Origin of the sequence: Amycolatopsis anabasis (assembly GCF_009765355.1) — a bacterium.
Classification (GTDB): Bacteria; Actinomycetota; Actinomycetes; order Mycobacteriales; family Pseudonocardiaceae; genus Amycolatopsis; species Amycolatopsis anabasis.
The window spans coordinates 75,158-93,062 of record NZ_VTHK01000006.1 but is presented as its reverse complement, the minus strand read 5'-3'; the positions used below and the strand labels follow the sequence as shown (position 1 = coordinate 93,062).

Sequence of the window (17,905 nt, the reverse complement as noted above, 5' to 3'; positions counted from 1 at the left end):
ACCACCCGGGGGCACGCCGTTCCGGCGACGCCGCCCAACTCGCCGGTGACCGCAGTGGCGCCTTCGGAAGGTGCCCGAGCCGCCGCGTACTCCGCCTGGCTTGCCGCGAATTACCCGGCCAACTGGGATGCCGATCGCGACGGGTGGCCGTGTGAGCAAACCTACGGGAACCAGAACCAGCCTTCTCCGTAAACTCGAACCGTCACATGCGTGTGAAGGTGAGGGCGGATGCGGATCGGAGAACTGTCGGAGCGGACGGGGACGCCCCGCCGGTTGCTGCGCTACTACGAGGAACAGGGACTGATCGTCGCCGGTCGTTCCCCGAACGGCTACCGCGAGTACGAGGAGTACAACGTGGACCGGGTCCTGCAGATCAGGGGACTGCTGGACGCCGGGCTGCCGACGCGGATCATCAAGCAGATCCTCCCGTGCCTCGACAAACCCCGGGTCATCTACTTCACCGACGCGACCCCGGAGATGATCGCCACCCTGGAACACGAACGCGATCGGATGACCGAGCGCATCCGGTGCCTGACCCGCAACCGGAACGCCATCGTCGAATACCTCGACGCGGTGCGCCGGAACTAGCGCCCGTCCAGTGGTGTGCTCGCGCGGGCAGCGGGGCCAGTATGGCGCGGTGAGCGATCTCTACCAACGCGACCTGGCCGCGATCGCCGGTGTCGAGAAGTTGCGGTTCTTCCCGCTGGCGGTGATCGAGGGCGAAGGCTGCTGGCTCGTCGAGGCCGGTGGCCGCCGGTTGCTGGACCTGTCCGGGACCTGGACGGCCAGCGGCCTCGGGCACGGGCATCCGGCGGTGGCCGAAGCGGTGACCCGCGCCGTGGCGCGGCCGCCGGGCGCGGGGGCGCTGTCCTCGGCGTTTCCGGATTCGGTCGGGCTGGCCGAGGAACTGCTCGCGATCGTGCCGGGCGGCGGCGAGCGGCGGGTCTACCTGGGACACGCCGGTTCCGACGCCAACGACGTCGCGTTGCGGGCCTGCCGCCGGGCCGGGGGCCGGCGCCGGGTGCTCGCCTTCCGGCACGGGTATCACGGCGGGCTCGGGGTCGCCCTGGGCGCGTCCGGGGTGCACGTGGACGCCGGAGCGCCCGCCGATCCGGACACGAGTTTCCTGCACTACCCGGATCCGCTGCGGCCGCACAACGGGGACGCCGAAACGGTGGTGGCGGCGGCCCTGGCCGAAGCCGAGATCGAGCTGTCCGCCGGGGATGCCGCCTGCCTGATCGTCGAACCGATCCTGTCCGACGGCGGACTGGTCGTGCCGCCGGACGGATTTCTCGCCGCGTTGCACGAACTGTGCGTGCGGCACGGCGTTCCGCTCATCTGCGACGAGGTGAAGATGGGCTTGGGCCGTCCCGGTCTGCTGCACGCGTTCCAGCACGACGGCGTGGTGCCGGACCTGGTCACCTTCGGCAAGGCGCTCGGCGGCGGCCTGCCGTTGTCGGCGGCGGTGGGACCGGCGGAGATCCTGGACTCCCCGCCCGCGTCGGCGCTGCTCACCACCGCGGGCAATCCGGTCTGCGCGGCCGCGGGCCGGGCGGTCCTGCGCACCCTGGTGGCCGAACGGCTGCCCGAGGCCGCCGCGAGCGCGGGCGCGCGGCTGCTGGCCGGGCTGCGGCAGATCGCCGCCGGGAGCGGGCCGGGCGGCCCGGACGCCGCTGAGCGGATCGGCGACGTCCGGGGCCGGGGCCTGGCGATCGGCGTCGACCTGGTGACCGGAACGGGGAGCCTGCAACGGGATCCCGCGCTGGCGCGCAAGGTCGTCTACCGGGCCTGGCAGCTCGGCGCCGTCGTGTACTACGTCGGCGGCAACGTCCTCGAGGTCACCCCGCCGCTGGTGATCACGGAGTCCGAAGTGGACAGAGCGGTGGCGATCCTGGGCGAGGCGATCGCGGACGCCGTGCACGGGAAGGTCACCGACGAGGAGGTCGCCGCCTACGCGGGCTGGTGATCCCGCCGGAATTCCCGGACGGTCGTCCACAGCACGGCGATCAACGCGATCGCCATCAGGGTCGCGAGGATGCGGAATTCCGTGGTGGGCGCGTACAACGACGACATGTCCTGCCCGCCGACCACGCGTCCCTGGCCCGTGCCCGGCGGCGGCGTGCCCACGACGACCGGCGGTGCCTGCTGCCCGTTCGGCGGGCCGCCGTGCATGACCATCCCCCCTCGGCTCTGGCCACCCGGGAACAGCACCTCCCAGTATGCCGGGATTATCGCCGCCTGCAGCAGAACCGGCACGTACCAGAGGCGGCGGGGCAGGTAGAACGCGGCGACCACGGTCAGCGCCTCGGCCAGGTAGAAGTAGCGTTCGTGCATCGAAGGCAGGAGGAACGGCACCAGGATCGCCGAACTCGTCGCCATCAGGACGATCTTCGTCGCCGTCAACTGCTTGCGGTGGAACAGGATCGCGAGGATCAGGCCGAGCACGACCAGTCCCGTCACCAGAACGCCGAGCGGGCGGAACAGCGCCACGCTGGAATTGGCCGGGAGGAACTGGTAGATCGACGGCGCCCGCAGCGAAAGTTCCGGATAGGAACCGGTCTGCTGCAAGTAGATGGACAGCAGTTGTTTCAGCGGGGCACCCGCCACCCACGCCGGAATGTCCAGCAGCAGGACGACTCCCGGCACGGCCAGCAACGCGCGCCACGGCAGCCACTTCTTCAGCGCCAGCACGAGCAGCAGGGGGAACACGAAGATGGCCTGCAGTTTGAACGCCAGCGCGAGGCCGAAGAAAACGCAGGCCAGCCACGGCCGCTTGCGCAGCACGAAGTAGATCCCGCCCACGTCGAACGCGGCGTAGATGGCGTCCGCCTGGCCCCACAACCCGCTGTTGGTCGCCACGGTCGGCAGGAACAGCACCACGAGGGCGGCCGCCGACGGCACCCACCGGTTGGTGTGGCGCAGGGCGACGATCCGGTAGGTGAAGAACGCGAGCACGAGATCGAAGATCACCGAAATGGTCTTGATCCCGGCGAGCGCGGGTATCGGCGGGTAGGTCAGGGCCGCGATCAGGTACAGATAGGGAACGTTGTAGTCGGAGAAACTGTGCTTGAGCGCGCCGAAGCCGCCATTCGCCGTGATGAAGTCGTACCAGCGTTTGAAGAAGACGATGTAGTCGAAGGACTCGTGACCGAACATGGCGACTCGCACCAGGATCGCGATCACGATTGCCCCGGCGACCAATCCCATCCGGCGAATGGTGGCATTGCGGTTCTCGTCGGCCAAGGTGGTTTCGATATTCGCGGTCACCGGGGGAGCGTATGGCCGCGGCCGGAAAGATACCCTGAGCGCAGTCTGAAGAAACCGTGAGAGCGTCAGGTGCGGGCGAACCGGTCGAGCGCCTCGCGCATCCGCTCGCGCATGGTGTCGCTGCCGGTGTGCCCGGAATTCTCGACGACGACCAGTTCCGCGCGGGGCCAGGCGCGGGCGAGTTCCCAGGCGGTGTCCAGCGGGCCGCTCAGATCGAGACGGCCGTGGATCAGCACGCCCGGGATGTCGGCGAGCCGATCGGCTTCCCGCAGCAGGATCCCGTCCTCCAGCCAGGCGTAATGGGAGAAGTAGTGCGCGCAGATGCGGACGAGCGCCAGCAGATCGGCCGGGGGACGGTCGCTGTAGGCGTTCGGCTTTCCGTTCGGTTCCAGCGAGATGACCGTGTCCTCCCAGGCGCACCAGTCGTTCGCCGCGCGCGCCCGCACGTCCGGATCGGGGTCCTCCAGGAGCCGCGCGTACGCGGCGAGGAGGTCGCCGTCGCGGTCGGATTCGGGGACACCGTCCCGGAACCGCTCCCACTCCTCGGGGAAGAAGCACCCCACTCCCCGGTAGAGCCAGTCGATCTCCGAGTGCCGGGTGGTGGTGACCCCGGAGATGACGATCTCCGACACCCGGTGCGGATGCCGTTCGGCGTAGGCGAGGATCAGCGTGGACCCCCAGGATCCGCCGAACAGCAGCCAGCGTTCGATGCCGAGGTGCTCGCGGAGCCGTTCCATATCGGACAGCAGGTGTTCGGTGGTGTTGTGGCTCATGTCGGTGGCCGGATCGCTCGCGTGGGGTGTGCTGCGCCCGCACCCGCGCTGGTCGAGCAGGACGATCCGGTAGCGGTCCGGATCGAAGTACCGGCGGAGGCCGGGCGTGCAGCCGGATCCCGGGCCGCCGTGCACGATCAGCGCTGGTTTCCCGGCGGGGTTTCCGCAGACCGCCCAGTACACGTGGTTCCCGTCGCCCACGTCGAGCATGCCCTCGTCGTGCGGCTCGATCATCGGGTACAACACCTCGGCCATGTCCGGTCCCTTCGCGCCTGAATGCAACAGCGCTGTTACATTAGCGCTGTGACACCTCAAGCTGACCACCACCCCGCCGATTTGCTGGGGACCCGGATGCGCCACCTGCTCGAGCTGATGGACGGCGCCGTGGCGGAGGTCTATGCCGACCTCGGGCTGGACGGTTTCCGCCCGCGGTTCACCCCGATCGTGCGGGTGCTGGCCGCCTCGGGCCCGTGTTCGATCCGGGACCTCGCCCACGCGATCGGCGTGACGCATTCCGCGGCCAGCCAGACGGTGGCCCAGATGGCCAAACAGGAACTGGTCGCCCTCGCGCCGGGGGAGGACGCGCGGCAGCGCATCGTCCGCCTGACGCGGAAGGCCGAGCGGCTGCTGCCCGAACTCGACGCCGAATGGGCGGCGACTACGGCGGCGGCCCGGGCACTGGACGCCGAACTCTCGTACCCGTTGAGCCGCCTCGTCGACGAGGCGCTGGCCGCCCTCCGGAATCGCCCGATGCGGCAGCGCATCGAGTTGCCGAAGAGAGTTGGCGTCTAGCGGGACGCTGGATGATGAAATCCGCGCTCAGGTGTTTGCGGTAGCCGTCCCACCAGTACTACAACAGGGCCATCAGGTCGGCCACGTCGATATTGACCGCGCCGGTCTCCAGTCGGATCACGACGTTTCCGGAAAGTTCGTTGTGCACGGTGTGCCTCGGAGAAATCCACTGCCCGGACGAAAAGACGGAAGAACAGTTAACCTGATCGGCTTCCCGGCCGGGCACCGCCAAACGCACTACCCGAGCAGGTCCGGGCGTTGCCAGTCCATCCCGAGCAGGTGGTGCGCGAGGAAGGCGAAGACCGTGGCGTGCAGGACTTTCGCGTGGTTCGGCGCCTGGATCCAGTGGTTCTCGTCCGGGAAGTAGAGGAACTTGTGCGGACTCGTTCCGTCCGCCGCCTTCGACTGGGCCGAGAGGTTCCACCAGAGCCGCAGCGCTTCCCCGATCGGCACCCGGTAGTCCTTGTCGCCGTGCATGACGAGCATCGGGGTCGTGATGTCCGCGGCGAACCGGTGCGGGGAGTTGGCGTCGGCCATTTCCGGGGTCATCTCCCGGCGGAATTCCCAGGAGATGTCGGCGGTTTCGGTGGACTGGTCCAGATCCCAGGGCGCGGCATGGGTGACGATCGCGGCGAACCGATCGGTGTGCCCGGCGATCCAGTTGGCCAGGTAACCGCCGAAGGAAGCGCCGACCGCGGCGGCGCGGGCGCCGTCGATGCCGGGGCGTTGCTGCGCGGCGTCGGTGAGCGCCAGCAGATCCGTGTACGGCGGCCCGCCCCAGGCGCCCCAGCCGCGGCGGACGAACTCGACGCCGTAGCCGGTGGACAGCGCGAAATCGGGCAGCAGCACCGCATACCCCCGGGCCACCGCGAGCCAGGGGTTCCAGCGCCACGACCAGGTGTTCGCCGACATGACCGGGCCGCCGTGGATCTGGACCACCAGGGGAGCGGGTCCGTCGGCGTGGTGGGGCAGCGCGAGCCAGGCGCGCAGCGGGGTGCCGTCCTGCGCGGTCGCGGTGACCTCCTCCAGCTTGCCCGGCAGCGCGGCCGTCTCGGCCGGACCGGGCAGCGGGTGCACCGCCGGCGGCCCGGTCAGTGCGATCCGGACCGGGGCGGGCGGGCTGTCGACGGCCGCGCGCAGCGCGTAGACCCAGTGCCCGTCCGGGGAAATCCGGAACTCGGTGTAGGCGCCGTGGTCCTCGGTCAGCCGGGCGGGTTCCCCGGTCGCGGCGTCCACGCGCCACAGCGGTGAGCGGCCGTGGTCGTCCGCGGCCACCACCAGCGCGGTGCCGTCCGGCGTCCAGCGCGCGGAATGCGGCCAGCGGTCCCAGCCCGCGGTCAGGTCCCGGATTTCGCCGCCGCCGATCGGCAGCAGGCCGAGCCAGTAGGCGCCCGGATCATCCGGGGTGTACCGCCGGCGGATCCGGACCGCGACGCGCGTCCCGTCCGGCGAGATCCGCGGGGTGTCGTACTCGTGGTCGGGGTCGTCGGCGAGGGTGCGGCGCTTCCCGGTCGCCACGTCGATGGCCACCAGCGTGTTCCGCTGCGATCCGGCGGGTTCGGCCACCGCCCAGGTGGCCACCACGGTCCCGCCGTCCGGGGTGATGTCCCAGGTGTTGTCCGCGCCGAGCGCCCGGCCGACGTGCCCGGTGAGGTCCCGGAGTTCGAGGCGCTCGTCGTCCTCGGTGAGTTCGGCGGTCAGCAGCCGGGTCCGGTCCGGGCCGAGATCGTGGTCCCAGAACCGGATCGGGAACTCCTCGTGCAGGATCGCGGAAACCGCCGCCTTTTCCCGGTGCGCGCGGATTTCCCGGTCGGATTCCGCGTCCGTGGCCGACGGCATCATCGCCGTGCCGAGCACCACCGTCCCGGAGTCGCTGACGACCACGTCCCGCACGCCGCCCGGCGGCGCGGCGACCACCCGCGCGTCACCGCCGCCGGCCGGTTGCCGCCACAGGGCCGGCACCGGCTTGTCCGCATCCGCGTCGGGCTCCGGCCGGGCCGAGACGAACAGCAGATCACCGCACGGCGTGAAGGCGGCCCCCGATTCGCCCTGGCCGCTGCGCGTCAGCCGCCGGGCCGGTCGCGCCCCGGCCGGGTCGACCTCCCACAACGCCGTGCGGTAGCCGCTCTTCCGGCTGTCGAGCATCGCCGCACCGACGACGAGCCGCCGTCCGTCCGGGGAAAGCCACAGGCCCGCGATCCGGGGCAGGGCAACGAAGGTGTCCAGGTCGGCGAAGGGATTCGTGATCACCGAATCTTCTTACACCGCCGTCGGATTTGTGGAATGACCCCATGAGGGGTTATCTTTGGGGTTATGCCGAAGATCAACGTCTACCTGCCGGACGAACTGGCCGAATCCGTCAAGGAGGCGGGCGTTCCGGTGTCCGCCATCTGCCAGCGGGCACTGGAGCAGTCGGTGAAGCGCGTGAACGCCATCCGGGCGACGGCGCTGGACGAACTGGACGCCGAGGATCCGACGGCCCGGCTTGCGCAGTTCACCGAACGGGCGCGCGTCGCGATCAGGCTGGGGATCGACCGGGCCCGGGCGGACGCGGGGCCGCGGGTCGGCACCGAGCACCTGCTGCACGGGCTGCTGGCCGAGGGCGGAAACCTGGCGCTGCACGTGTTGCGCGCGGTGGAGATCGAACCCGATCAGCTGGCGCGCGAGCTCGCCCGGATCTCGCCCGCCCAGGCGCACGACCCGCCCGCGCCGCGGTTCGGCGGTGCGGCGGCGAACGCGCTGGAACTGGCGGTGACCGAGGCGGTCACCTTGGGGCACAACTACATCGGCTGCGAGCACCTGCTGCTCGGCCTGGTCGCCGAACCCGACGGAACCGGTGGCCAGATCCTGCGCGCCGCGGGAGCCGAACTCCGCTCGGCCCGCGGCGCGGTGGTGGCCGCCCTGGCCGGTTACGTCCACCTCCGGGCCCAGGCCACCGGCGGCCCGGCCGACGCCGTGGCCGCCACGGTCCGCCGGGAACTGCGGCCGCTCGTCGACCGGGTGGCCCGGCTGGAGAAGCACGTCGGCGTGGCCGCGGAGGACGGCGAATGACCAAACGCGTGTTGTTCGTGGCGACCGGGGACACCATCGCCCAGCAACCGAGAAGCTCCCGGATCGCGACCGGGGCCGAATTGCTGGGCGCCGTTCCGCGCGAGGCCCGCCCGGCGAAGGTGACGGTCGAGGACGTGCTGGCCGAACCCGGTTGGGACACCTCGCCGTCGACCATGTTCGCGCTGGCCCGCCGGGCCCGGGCGGCGCTGCTGGACGACGGCTTCGACGGGGTGGTGTGCACCCACGGCATCGATACGTTGGAGGAGACCGCGTTCCTCGCCGATCTGCTGGCCGGCCCGGCCGCCGCGCGGGGCGGGATCGTGTTCACCGGTGCGGCTCGCTGCTTCGACGATCCCGCGGCCGACGGTCCCGGCAATCTGGCGGATTCCCTTGCCGTCGCGGCGGATCCCGCCCTCCGCGGCGCCGGTGCGGTGGTCTGCGCCGGTGGTGAACTGCACGCGGCGCGCTGGGCCACCCTCACCGGGACCACCCGGGCGGCGGTGTTCTCGTCGGAGCCGCGGCCCCGGCTCGGCCTGGTCCGGCGGGGCCGGGCCGAACTGACGGCCGCGCCGCCCGCCCGGCCCCGGCCGCCCGCCGGGGAACCCGAATCGGATGTCGCCCTGATCAAGACCTATCCCGGGATGACGCCCCTGCTGCTGTCCACCGCGGTGGACGCCGGTGCGCGCGGGATCGTGCTGGAAGGCACGGGCGCGGGCAACGTGCCGGTCGAGCTGTTCACCACGATCAGCGAGCTGATCGAATGGGACATTCCCGTGGTCATCGCCTCCCGCACCCGGGAGATCCCGCCGGACGACCCGCCGCTGGGCGCCCGCCTCGCCGGCAAGGTCGGCGCGATCGACGCCCGCGGCCTGAGCCCGGCCCACGCGCGGAGCGCGCTCATGGTCGCGCTCGGCGGCGGGGGAGTCGACGCGGTCCGCGCGTGGTTCGCGGATCTCTAGCCGGACAAGAGAAGCGGGGTCGTGAGTGTTCGATGAGCCGCACTTGGCCGACAAAGTGCGACACCGCGCCGGTGGTGGTGCTCGGAGGTACCCAATGCGGCGTTCGGTACCTTCAACGCCCCGAAAGCCACATTGGTGTCCTCCGAGTTCCCCCATTTCGGTAGGTGACCCCCCGGGGCACCCCGACGAGCACGGCCTCGTTGCGGCCGCACTTGGCCGACAAAGTGCGACGAGCATCGGGGTGGCAGCCAGGCGGCGCCCGCACGCCCAGACCGGTCACCGTCTCTTGTAAGGGAACCAAGTCTGGGGGTCGTGAGTGGTCAGGCCGGTTAGAACCGGCCCAAACCCTCACGACCCCAGCAGGCGGCGCAGGACGCCGGTCAGCGCGTCCGGCCGGTCGCCCGCGGACGAACACCAGGCGACGAAACCGTCCGGGCGCACCAGGACGGCCGCCGCCGGATCGGGCCAGTCCGGTCCGAGGTTCGCCAGGTGGTGCCCGCGTAGCTCGAGTCCGAGCGCGGCGGCGGCCCGGTCGGCCGCGGGCAGCCAGGCGCCGTCGCCGGTCAGCAACGTCCAGCCCGGGCCGACCAAGTCCAATGTGGATAGTCCCGGTCCGCCGCCGGTGACCGGCAGGTGCGGAAGGCGGCGGCCCGGTTGGACCCGGTTGCCGAACACGTCGGCCTGCGCCACGGGATCCGCGCCGAGCACGGCCGGCGACTCGTAGCCGTAGAACATCATGCCGCGCAGGTAGTCGACGCCCAGCCGCTCGTAGAGCGCGTTGGGGTCCCGGTCCGGTTCGTGGAGGTAGGCGGTGTGCAGGCCGCGCGAGATCGCCAGCGAGGCGTCCGCCGCGGCGCGGCGTTCGGGTTCGTAGGTGTCCAGCAGCGCGGGCGCGGCGGCTCCGCGCAGCACCTCCGCGAGTTTCCAGGCGAGGTTGTGGCCGTCCTGGATCCCGGTGTTCATGCCCAGCCCACCGGCCGAGGACTGCACATGGGCGGCGTCGCCGACCAGAAACGCCCGCCCCTGCCGGAAGCTCGCCGCGGTGCCGATCGCCGCGGTCCACGCGTTGACGGCCATCAGTTCGATCGGCACGGCCTTGCCGATCGCGGCGTGCAGCAGTTCCAGGGCCTTGTCCGCGGACAGCTCCGCCGGGCCGCCGGGCTTTCCCGGGTAGTCCATGATGTGCGACGACCACAGCTCGCCGCCGTTGAAGGACGCCACGGTGGCGTACACGTTCTCGTTGCGGGCGAAGCAGAAGTGCGTGCCCCATTCGTCCACCGCGGACCCGAGATCGGCGCGGTAGAAGGCGGTGTTGAGGTGCCCGGCGACCTCCCGGTCCGGCATCTCGATGCCGAGCGCCCGGCGCACGGTGCTGTGCGCCCCGTCGGCGCCGATCAGGTAGGCGGCCCGGAGTTCGGCCGGTCGCCCGGTGCGCACGTCCTCGACCCGGGCGCGGATGCCGGAGCCGGTGTCCGCGAATTCCGCGAGGCGGGTGTGGAAGCGGATTTCCCCGCCCAGGCGGCGTATCTCGGGCACCAGCAACTGTTCGAGCTGCTGCTGGGACAGCAGGCGGGGCGCCTCCGGGCTGCAGGTCCGCAGCCGCTCGCGGTGGCGCGGCGGCAGATCGGCCACGTGGCGGGTCGTGCCGAGCGCGGTGTCCTTGAACACCGACCGCAGCGCGCCGTAACTGATCCAGCCGAGCCGATCCAGTTCCGGGCCGAGCCCGATCCCGCGGAACAGTTCGAGGGTGCGCAAACTGGTGCTGGCGCGGTGATGCGGTGAAGTGGACGGGTGCTTTTCCACGACCAGCGGGCGAATTCCGCGATGGGCGAGGAATGCCGCGGTGGACAGTCCCACCGGTCCGGCGCCGACGACCAGGACCTCGGCCGTGTCCTCGGCGAAGCTTGACATGGAGCCTCACGATCTTCGAAGGGGCGGAACGAATTCCACCCTGCGCGCTCAAGCTAACTTGAGCGCAAGTCGCGAGCCGCGCGGTGCTCCAGGCCGTCGAGGATGATTTCGATCCCGAGTTCGAAGAGGTCCGCTCCGGACAGCCCGGTGTACGCCGGGGCGATCCGCCGCAGCTGCGGGAAGTCCCGCAACCGCGCGGCGAGTTCGGTCGGCGCGCGTTCCGCGCCGGGCGCCTCGGGCGGGATGAGGGCGCGGGTCTCCTCCTGGGCCGAATTGAGCACGTGCGCGGCGAGCAGGCGGGAGATCCCGGCGGCTTCGTGCTCCGGAAAGCCCGCTTCGAGCAGGATGCGCACGGTGGTCTCGATGTGCCCGAGCCGGTGCGGGCCGCTGGGCGGGCGTTCGCGGAGCAGCGCCGCGGCGTCGCGGTGGGACAGCAGCAGGTTCCGGAACTGCCGTAAGCCGTCGGCGAGCTGGTCCCGCCAGGGCAGGGTGGTGTCGATGTCGAAGGCGTCGGCGCAGATGGCCTCGGCGACCAGGTCCAGCAGTTCGGCCTTGTCGCGCACGTGCCAGTAGAGCGTCGGCGAGCGGACGCCGAGTTTCGCCGCGAGCCGCCGGGTGCTCAGCTCCGCCAGGCCGACCTCGTCCAGCAGTTCGATCGCCGCCCGCGTGATCTGCCGCAAGTCGAGCCGTTTCGCGCGGCCGCGCGGCCGGGTGTCCTCGCCCATGAAGCAGGACTCTATCAGTGGTAGAGTTTCTCTATCGGCGATAGATAAGGGGGCGGGGGATGGCGACTGTCTGGACACGCAGGCTGCAGCTCCTCACCGCGGTCTGCTCGGCGATCTTCACGATCGGCACGGCGCTGCAGGCCTTCGTGATCGTCGATCGGGAGATGCTCGAACTGACCATGCGCCTGGCCGGGCAGACCGCGGCCGAGGCATCCGCGAACGCCCCGGGCTTCCTCGCCGGATTCCGTGCCGTCGGCTGCGTTTTCCTGGTGGGCAACGCGCTGGGACTCCTCGCCCCGCGCGGCTGGGCGTGGGTGTTCTGGGTCGTGCTCGCGGTCAACCTCGGCCAGGCGCTGGGCGTGGTGATGATCCCGTTCGAGGTGTTCCGGGCCTCGGTGGACAGCTACGGCCCGGCCGGTGTCCTGCCCTCGGTGATCACCGACGGCGGGGCGCTGCTGCTCGCCCTGGTGCTCCTCGGCTTTCTCGTCCGCTTCCGCACCCCGTGGGCCCGGCGGCGAACCTGACCTTCCGGCGGGATGCTCCTCCACCTGGGCGTACGGGGTGCGCTGAACGGAATACGTACGGGATTACGTAGTCCTCACGATGGGCTCCCGTGTGATCTCGGGCACGGTTTCGGTGTTGTTAAGACGCTGTTAGACCGCCACCCGGAGGCGAGCGCGATGCGGCAGGACCACGCGGCACGGACCCGTGCCCCCATACCCGGTGAACGGGCCGACGACCAGCGGTGGCGGATGCTGGCGCAGCGGCTCCGCCCGCACGCCGGTGCGGTCGCCCGCAGCATCGTCGAAGGGGTCCGGCAGGCGGTGCCCGCGTACACGCGCCCGCTCGGCGGCCTCTTCGGCGAGGTCCTCACCGGCGCCGTGGAGGCGATGCTCCGGCGGTCGCTGGACGAGATCACCACGCCCGGCACGCCCCGGGACGATTCGCTGAAGGTGTTCCGGGACCTCGGCAAGGCGGAGTTCGCCGCGGGCCGTTCCCTGGACTCGCTGCACGCCGCCTACCGCCTCGGCGGCCAGATCGTGTGGCGCCAGCTCTCGGCTTTCGCGCGGCACCACGGGGTGTCCCCGGGGGCGCTGGCGCGCTACTCCGAAGCGATCTCCACCCATGTCGCCCGGCTGTCCGAGGCCTCCGCCGAGGGCTACGCCGCCGCACAGGCCAAACCGGACAACCGGGTACGCGGGGAACTGCTCGCCCTGCTCCTGGCCGAGTCACCGGCCGAACCGCGGGCGCTCGCCGAGGCCGCCCGCACCGCGCGCTGGGCGCTGCCCGGCGCCGCCCTGGCCGTCGCGTTGCGGTGCACGACCGGAGAACCGTCGCCGATCGCGTTCCCGGCCACCGTGCTCGCGGACTTCCACGGGGAGCAGCCGTGCCTGGTCGTCCCGGCGGACGATCCGGCCCTGGCCACCCTCGCCGCGCTGCCCGGCTGGCAGGTCGCCACCGGGCCCGTCGTGCCCCTCGCGGACGTGCGGGAGTCCCTGCGGCTCGCGCGGTGCGCGCTGGATCTCGCCCAGCGCGGGCTGCTCCCGGACGAGCCCGTCCTCGACTGCGGCGACCACGTGCTGGCGCTCATGCTGTTCGCTCCCGGCAACGAGCCCGTCGTCGCCGAACTCATCGAATCGCGGCTGGCGCCGCTCGACTCGGTCACCGGCGCCGAACGGGGCCGCCTGCTCGTCACGTTGCGGGAATGGCTGGCGGCCCGGGGGAAGACCGCCGAGATCGCCGCCGGGCTGGACGTGCATCCGCAGACCGTGCGGGCCCGGGTGCGCCGCCTCACCGAACTCTTCGGTGACGACCTCACCGATCCGCGGTGCCGGTTCGAACTGGAAATCGCCGTGCGGGCGAAGATCGCGCTGCTGGCCGGGGTGTCCGGTGCGTGAGTGCCCTACTCGCGCGGCGAATGCCGGGATTCCACCACCCACGCGGCGATCTGGGCGCGGTTGGTGAAATCCAGCTTGGTCATGATGTGGTCGATGTGCGTCTCGGCGGTGCGCCGCGCGATCACCAGCCGGTCGGCGATTTCCCGGTTGGTCATGCCCTCGGCCACGAGTTCGGCGATCTGCGCTTCCCGCTTGGTCAGCGGATCGCGCGATTCCCGGGACGGGGTGGCGGTGTCGGTGGTTTCCTCCGCCAGGACGTAGGCCAGCGCCTGGTCGATGGACAGCGCGGTCCCCGCGGCGAACTCCTGCAGCGCCTCCTCGACGCCGAGTCCCCCGGTCACGATCTCGATGTCCCGTTCCATCGGCTCGAGGAAGGCGGCGTAGTTGGTCGGCGAAGCCCCGAGCAGCCGCCAGACCGTGCTGGCCGCGCCGAGCAGCCGCGCGGCCCGGCGCAGATCGCCGCCGTGGGTCGCGCATCCGGCCATGACCGTCAGCGAGAACGCGATGATCACCCGGTCGTGCACGCGCCGTTGCAGCCGCAGCAGCTCGAGCCCGGCGTCCACCGCCGCCTGCAGGTCACCGCGCAGGTATTCGGCGGCGCTGCGCGACCACAGCGCCCAGGATCGCCAGAACACCTCGCCGCGGGCCGCGCAGTTCTCGACGCACTCCCGCAGCACCTGGCGGCCGCGGTCCAGATCGCCCGCCAGGCTGATGGCCAGTCCGTAGTTGTACCTGGACCACAGTTCCCCGCCTAGATCCTGGTGCTCGCGGAACATCTGGACCGCCAGCTGGAAGAGCTTGGCGGCTTGCTCGCTGTCGTTGCCGATCAGTGCGGCATACGCGCGGACGTGGTGCACGTACGCGGTGTCCAGCTCATCGCCGGTCTCCTCGGCGATCCGTTCCGCGTCCGCCAGGCTCGCCTCGTAGGCGGGCGCATCTCCCTGGACCAGCGCCAGGAAGGCGTACATCCACAGCGCGGCCGCCCGGTTCGGCGCGTCGGCCGGGGCGATCTCGACGAGCTTGCGGAGCCACATCCGGCCCTCGGTGTTGATCCCGCGCAGCACCCAGTACTCCTTGATGTTGCGCACCATGAGCAGGCCCACGACCGCTTCGCCGGGGTCGCCGGCGCAGAAGTCGAGCGCCCCGCGGAGGTTGGCGTGCTCGTGCTTGAGCCAGTCGACCAACGCGACCTGGCCGGGCCCGAACCATTCGGCCTCGAACCGCTTGGTCAGCTCGAGGTACCGGTCGCGGTGCCGCCGTTTCATCCGCAGCAGGTCACCGGCCGCGCGCAGCCGGTCCTCGCCGTACTGCCGCACGGTTTCCAGCATGCGGTACCGCGCCACGCCGTGGTCTTCCTCGCGGAGCAGGATCGATTTGTCGATCAGCCCGTCGAGCACGTCCAGCACCTCGGCGCGGTCCAGGCCCTCGCCGGAACACACCTCCTCGACGGTGTCGAGGTCGAAGCTGCCGGAGAACACCGCGGCCCGCGCCCACAGCAGGCGTTCGGCCCCGGTGCACAGCTCGTGGCTCCAGTCGATCAGCGCCTGGAAGGTCGCGTGCCTGCTCGGGCCCGACCGGCTGCCGCCGGTGAGCAGCGTGAACCGCTGGTTCAGCCGGTCGGCGAGCTGGCGCACGGACAGCGAACGCAACCGCACGGCCGCCAGTTCGATGGCCAGCGGCAGGCCGTCCAGCGCGCGGCAGAGCCGGATCACGTCCTCGACGTTGCCCTCGGTGATCGCGAACGACGGCACCACCGCGGTCGCCCGGTCCTCGAACAGCCGCACCGCGTCGTAGCGCTGCAGGTCGGCCACCGATTCCCCGGGCTCCGGAACGCCCAGCGGCATCACCGGGAGCACTCGCTCCCCGGCCACGCCGAGTGACTGGCGGCTGGTCGCCAGCACCACCAGATCCGGGCACGCGCGCAGCAGGGCGTCGGTGAACCGCGCGCACTCCTCGACCAGGTGCTCGCAGTTGTCCAGCACCAGCAGCATCCGCCGGCCCTGGAGCTGGTCCACCAGCAGTTCGATCAACGGCCGGGTCGACCGGTCGCCCAGCCCGAGCCGGTCGGCGACCGTGCTCGCCAGCAGCTTCGGTTCGTGCAGCTCGGCCAGCCCGACGAACACCACGTCGTCGCCGAACGACGCCCGCGCCGCCGCGGCGATCCGCAGCGCCAGCCGGGTCTTGCCGACCCCGCCCGGGCCGGTGAGCGTCACCAGGGACGCGGTCCCCAGCAGCCTTCGCGCTTCGTCGATCTCGGTGCGGCGTCCGACATACGTCGTCACCTCCACCGGGAGGGATTCCACCCGCGCACGCTCCACGCCGGACACCGTCACATCACCACCACCCTTCATTCGGAGCGATCATTGTGACTCACCCCTCCGTGTTCCCGCCCGGTGAGCGGTCCCCACACGCACGCCCCGGTCAGTCCCCGGGATGGAGGCGCTTCTCGAACCAGTGGTGGGTGTGCGGCGACCGGTCGTAGGCCGGAATCTCGACATAACCGGCCTTGCGGTACAACGCGATCGCTTCGGTGAGCACCGAGTTCGTGCCCAGCCGGAGCACGCGGTGCCCGCGTTCGGCGGCCCGGTTTTCCACCCCCGCCAAAAGTCGGTGCGCGAGGCCGATTCCCCGTGCGGCGGCGTGCACCCACAGGTGCCGGACCTCCGCGACGCCGGGTTCCAGCGGGCGCAGGCCGACGCAGCCGACCGGCCGGCCTTCCTCCGCGGCGAGCAGAAACAAGCCCGCCGCACCGGAAATCTCGTCCGGGCGCACGAGATCGTCCTCGTCGAAGCCTTCCGGGAAGCGTTCGTCGAGTTCGGCGGCGAACGCGCTCAGGCACTGGCGCGCTTCCGGGGAAACCGGGTCCACGACGTCGATCGTGACGGCGGCCAGGCGCAGGAACCGTTCCACCGTGCCGACGGCGGAGGTCAGTTCGGCGCGCTGGTCGCGGGTGAGGCCGCGGAGCAGCCCGCCGGCCATCTCGTTCGCGCGGCGATCCTGTTCGGCCAGTTCGGCGTGGCCGAGGCGGGTCAGTTCGGCCAGCCGGACCCGGCTGTCCGCCGGATGCCGGCGCAGCCGCACCATGCCCTGCGCTTCCAGGGCGCGCAGCATCCGGCTGAGGTATCCGGCGTCCAGGCCGAGCCGGGAGCGGAGTTCGCGCAGCGAGGCCCCGGAGCCGATCTCGAAGAGCAGGCGGGCCTGCCCCAGCGGCCGGGCCTGGCCGAGGTACTGATCGTTCAGGACTCCGATCCGGCGGGTGAAGTAGCGGCTGAACCGGCGAAACACCGCCAGGTCGGTCTGCGCGACGTCCATGGTCTTTGACCTTAGTCAGAGGTCCCCGGGCGAGTCCAGTGATCGCCGGAGGTTCGTTACTCCCGGGTAGCAGACCAGAATCTCCAACCCGCGCGGGCCGGGCAAGCGCGCGGAAGAAAGAACACCGAAATGGACTACCAATTCTGGTGAATATTACGGAAAGTCACGCCGTTCGCGTCGTTATAGCCGTGTCGCCCGTCACAAACGAGTTCACGGCAATGAGCCGGGAGTGCGAAATGTGCTAAACCCCGGGTGGTGAACTTTCGCCGTTGAGAGGATCCACATGACCGTTGCTTCGGAAGCCCGGGTGGTCGACCAGGTGGTCGACACGGATCGCTATCCGCTGGGAGAACCGGCGAGCGCCGCCTGGGAGGAAGTGGTTTCCCGCGCCCGGGAAGAACTGCGGCGGGTCGGTTGCAGTGTGCTGCCCAATTTCATTCGGCCTTCCCGATGTGCGGCATTGCGGCGGGAATGCGCGGAAATCGCTCCGCTGGCGCACTACGGTGTCGAAGAAGTCAATGTCTACAACATCGCCACGGATTCGTCGCTGCCGGAAGATCATCCGGGCCGAGTCAGCATGGAACGCGGAAATGCGTTCGTGGCTCGCGACAATATTCCCGAGCAGTTCCTCATTCATCAGCTCTACACCAGTAAACTGTTCCAGAGATTCATTGCCGACTGTTTCGAGCTGCCCCGGTTGCACGAGCTGGCGGACCCGCTCGCCGGGCTGTGCCTCAATGTCGTCGGCCCGGGAATGGGGCATCCGTGGCATTTCGACACGAATGAATTCACGGTGAGCATGCTGACGCAGGAATCGGAGGTCGGCGGCACCTTCGAATACTGCCCGAACATCCGGTCCGCGGAGGCGGAGAACTTCGGCGACGTGCGGGCCGTGCTGGACGGCCGGGGCGAACACCTGATCCGCCGCCTGACCCTGCGCCCGGGTGACCTCCAGCTGTTCAAGGGCCGGTACGCGCTGCACCGGGTGACCACCGTGCGCGGTGAGACCGCGCGCCATTCGACGATCTTCGCCTACAGCGAACGGCCCGGGGTCATCGGGAGCCCGGCCCGGACGCGGCAGTTGTTCGGGCGGGTGCTGCCCGAGCACCTGGGCCGGGCCGAGCGTGGCGACCAACTTCTGGACTAGCCACGCGCGCGGCCGTCGGCCACGATGAACGCGCAGCTCCGCAAGACCCCCTGCACACCACCGATTTCGA

General features: G+C 70.8%; 16 protein-coding genes. 8 read left to right on the top strand and 8 right to left on the bottom strand.

What is annotated here, in order from left to right:
• The first annotated feature begins 228 nt into the window (after nt 1-228).
• Nucleotides 229-588 carry a MerR family transcriptional regulator gene (locus FXO23_RS10000; RefSeq protein WP_158883223.1) on the top strand — a complete coding sequence of 120 codons (360 nt, stop codon included), beginning with the start codon at nt 229-231 and terminating at the stop codon, nt 586-588.
• 49 nt (nt 589-637) lie between these two features.
• Nucleotides 638-1,966 carry an aspartate aminotransferase family protein gene (locus FXO23_RS09995; protein WP_158883222.1) on the top strand — a complete coding sequence of 443 codons (1,329 nt, stop codon included), beginning with the start codon at nt 638-640 and terminating at the stop codon, nt 1,964-1,966.
• On the opposite strand, the gene FXO23_RS09990 is transcribed toward FXO23_RS09995, so the two are convergent.
• Both FXO23_RS09990 and pip read right to left on the bottom strand, forming a co-directional pair.
• A complete protein-coding gene (locus FXO23_RS09990; RefSeq protein WP_158883221.1) occupies nt 1,951-3,267 on the bottom strand; it encodes a glycosyltransferase 87 family protein in 1,317 nt (438 codons plus the stop codon). The genes FXO23_RS09995 and FXO23_RS09990 overlap by 16 nt on opposite strands.
• Before the next feature lie 65 nt (nt 3,268-3,332).
• Nucleotides 3,333-4,295 carry a prolyl aminopeptidase gene (gene pip, locus FXO23_RS09985; RefSeq protein WP_158883220.1) on the bottom strand — a complete coding sequence of 321 codons (963 nt, stop codon included), beginning with the start codon at nt 4,293-4,295 and terminating at the stop codon, nt 3,333-3,335.
• Nucleotides 4,296-4,391: 96 nt separating this feature from the next.
• Between pip and FXO23_RS09980 the strand changes: the two genes are divergently transcribed.
• Nucleotides 4,392-4,832, top strand: a complete 441-nt coding sequence (locus FXO23_RS09980) for a MarR family winged helix-turn-helix transcriptional regulator (RefSeq protein ID WP_218951946.1) — start codon at nt 4,392-4,394, stop codon at nt 4,830-4,832.
• Nucleotides 4,833-4,890: 58 nt separating this feature from the next.
• Here FXO23_RS09980 and FXO23_RS09975 read toward each other — a convergent pair whose 3' ends face one another.
• A complete protein-coding gene (locus tag FXO23_RS09975) occupies nt 4,891-5,070 on the bottom strand; it encodes a hypothetical protein (protein WP_158883218.1) in 180 nt (59 codons plus the stop codon).
• On the bottom strand, nt 5,070-7,082 hold the full coding sequence (locus FXO23_RS09970) for a S9 family peptidase (protein WP_158883217.1): 2,013 nt from the start codon (nt 7,080-7,082) through the stop codon (nt 5,070-5,072). The genes FXO23_RS09975 and FXO23_RS09970 overlap by 1 nt, the downstream gene beginning before the upstream one ends.
• A 63-nt stretch (nt 7,083-7,145) precedes the next feature.
• On the opposite strand from FXO23_RS09970, the gene FXO23_RS09965 reads away from it, so the two are divergent.
• On the top strand, nt 7,146-7,883 hold the full coding sequence (locus FXO23_RS09965) for a Clp protease N-terminal domain-containing protein (RefSeq protein WP_158883216.1): 738 nt from the start codon (nt 7,146-7,148) through the stop codon (nt 7,881-7,883).
• Nucleotides 7,880-8,842, top strand: coding sequence for an asparaginase (locus FXO23_RS09960; protein ID WP_158883215.1), 963 nt, complete (start codon nt 7,880-7,882; stop codon nt 8,840-8,842). Before FXO23_RS09965 ends, FXO23_RS09960 begins: the two co-directional genes overlap by 4 nt.
• Before the next feature lie 348 nt (nt 8,843-9,190).
• Here FXO23_RS09960 and FXO23_RS09955 read toward each other — a convergent pair whose 3' ends face one another.
• Entirely contained in the window at nt 9,191-10,753 is a 1,563-nt protein-coding gene (locus FXO23_RS09955) for an FAD-dependent oxidoreductase (protein WP_158883213.1), read from the bottom strand.
• Nucleotides 10,754-10,806: 53 nt separating this feature from the next.
• A complete protein-coding gene (locus tag FXO23_RS09950; protein ID WP_158883211.1) occupies nt 10,807-11,478 on the bottom strand; it encodes a TetR/AcrR family transcriptional regulator C-terminal domain-containing protein in 672 nt (223 codons plus the stop codon).
• A 59-nt stretch (nt 11,479-11,537) separates the two neighbouring features.
• On the opposite strand from FXO23_RS09950, the gene FXO23_RS09945 reads away from it, so the two are divergent.
• Together FXO23_RS09945 and FXO23_RS09940 are read left to right on the top strand one after the other, a co-directional pair.
• Nucleotides 11,538-12,002 carry a hypothetical protein gene (locus FXO23_RS09945; protein WP_158883209.1) on the top strand — a complete coding sequence of 155 codons (465 nt, stop codon included), beginning with the start codon at nt 11,538-11,540 and terminating at the stop codon, nt 12,000-12,002.
• A gap of 156 nt (nt 12,003-12,158) precedes the next feature.
• On the top strand, nt 12,159-13,376 hold the full coding sequence (locus FXO23_RS09940; protein WP_158883207.1) for a PucR family transcriptional regulator: 1,218 nt from the start codon (nt 12,159-12,161) through the stop codon (nt 13,374-13,376).
• Between the two features lie 5 nt (nt 13,377-13,381).
• On the opposite strand, the gene FXO23_RS09935 is transcribed toward FXO23_RS09940, so the two are convergent.
• Nucleotides 13,382-15,709 carry an ATP-binding protein gene (locus FXO23_RS09935; RefSeq protein ID WP_246257094.1) on the bottom strand — a complete coding sequence of 776 codons (2,328 nt, stop codon included), beginning with the start codon at nt 15,707-15,709 and terminating at the stop codon, nt 13,382-13,384.
• Between the two features lie 88 nt (nt 15,710-15,797).
• Nucleotides 15,798-16,688, bottom strand: coding sequence for a bifunctional helix-turn-helix transcriptional regulator/GNAT family N-acetyltransferase (locus FXO23_RS09930; RefSeq protein WP_158883203.1), 891 nt, complete (start codon nt 16,686-16,688; stop codon nt 15,798-15,800).
• 283 nt (nt 16,689-16,971) lie between these two features.
• Here FXO23_RS09930 and FXO23_RS09925 point away from each other — a divergent pair, with 283 nt between their 5' ends.
• A complete protein-coding gene (locus FXO23_RS09925) occupies nt 16,972-17,835 on the top strand; it encodes a HalD/BesD family halogenase (protein ID WP_158883201.1) in 864 nt (287 codons plus the stop codon).
• Nucleotides 17,836-17,905: the final 70 nt, after the last annotated feature.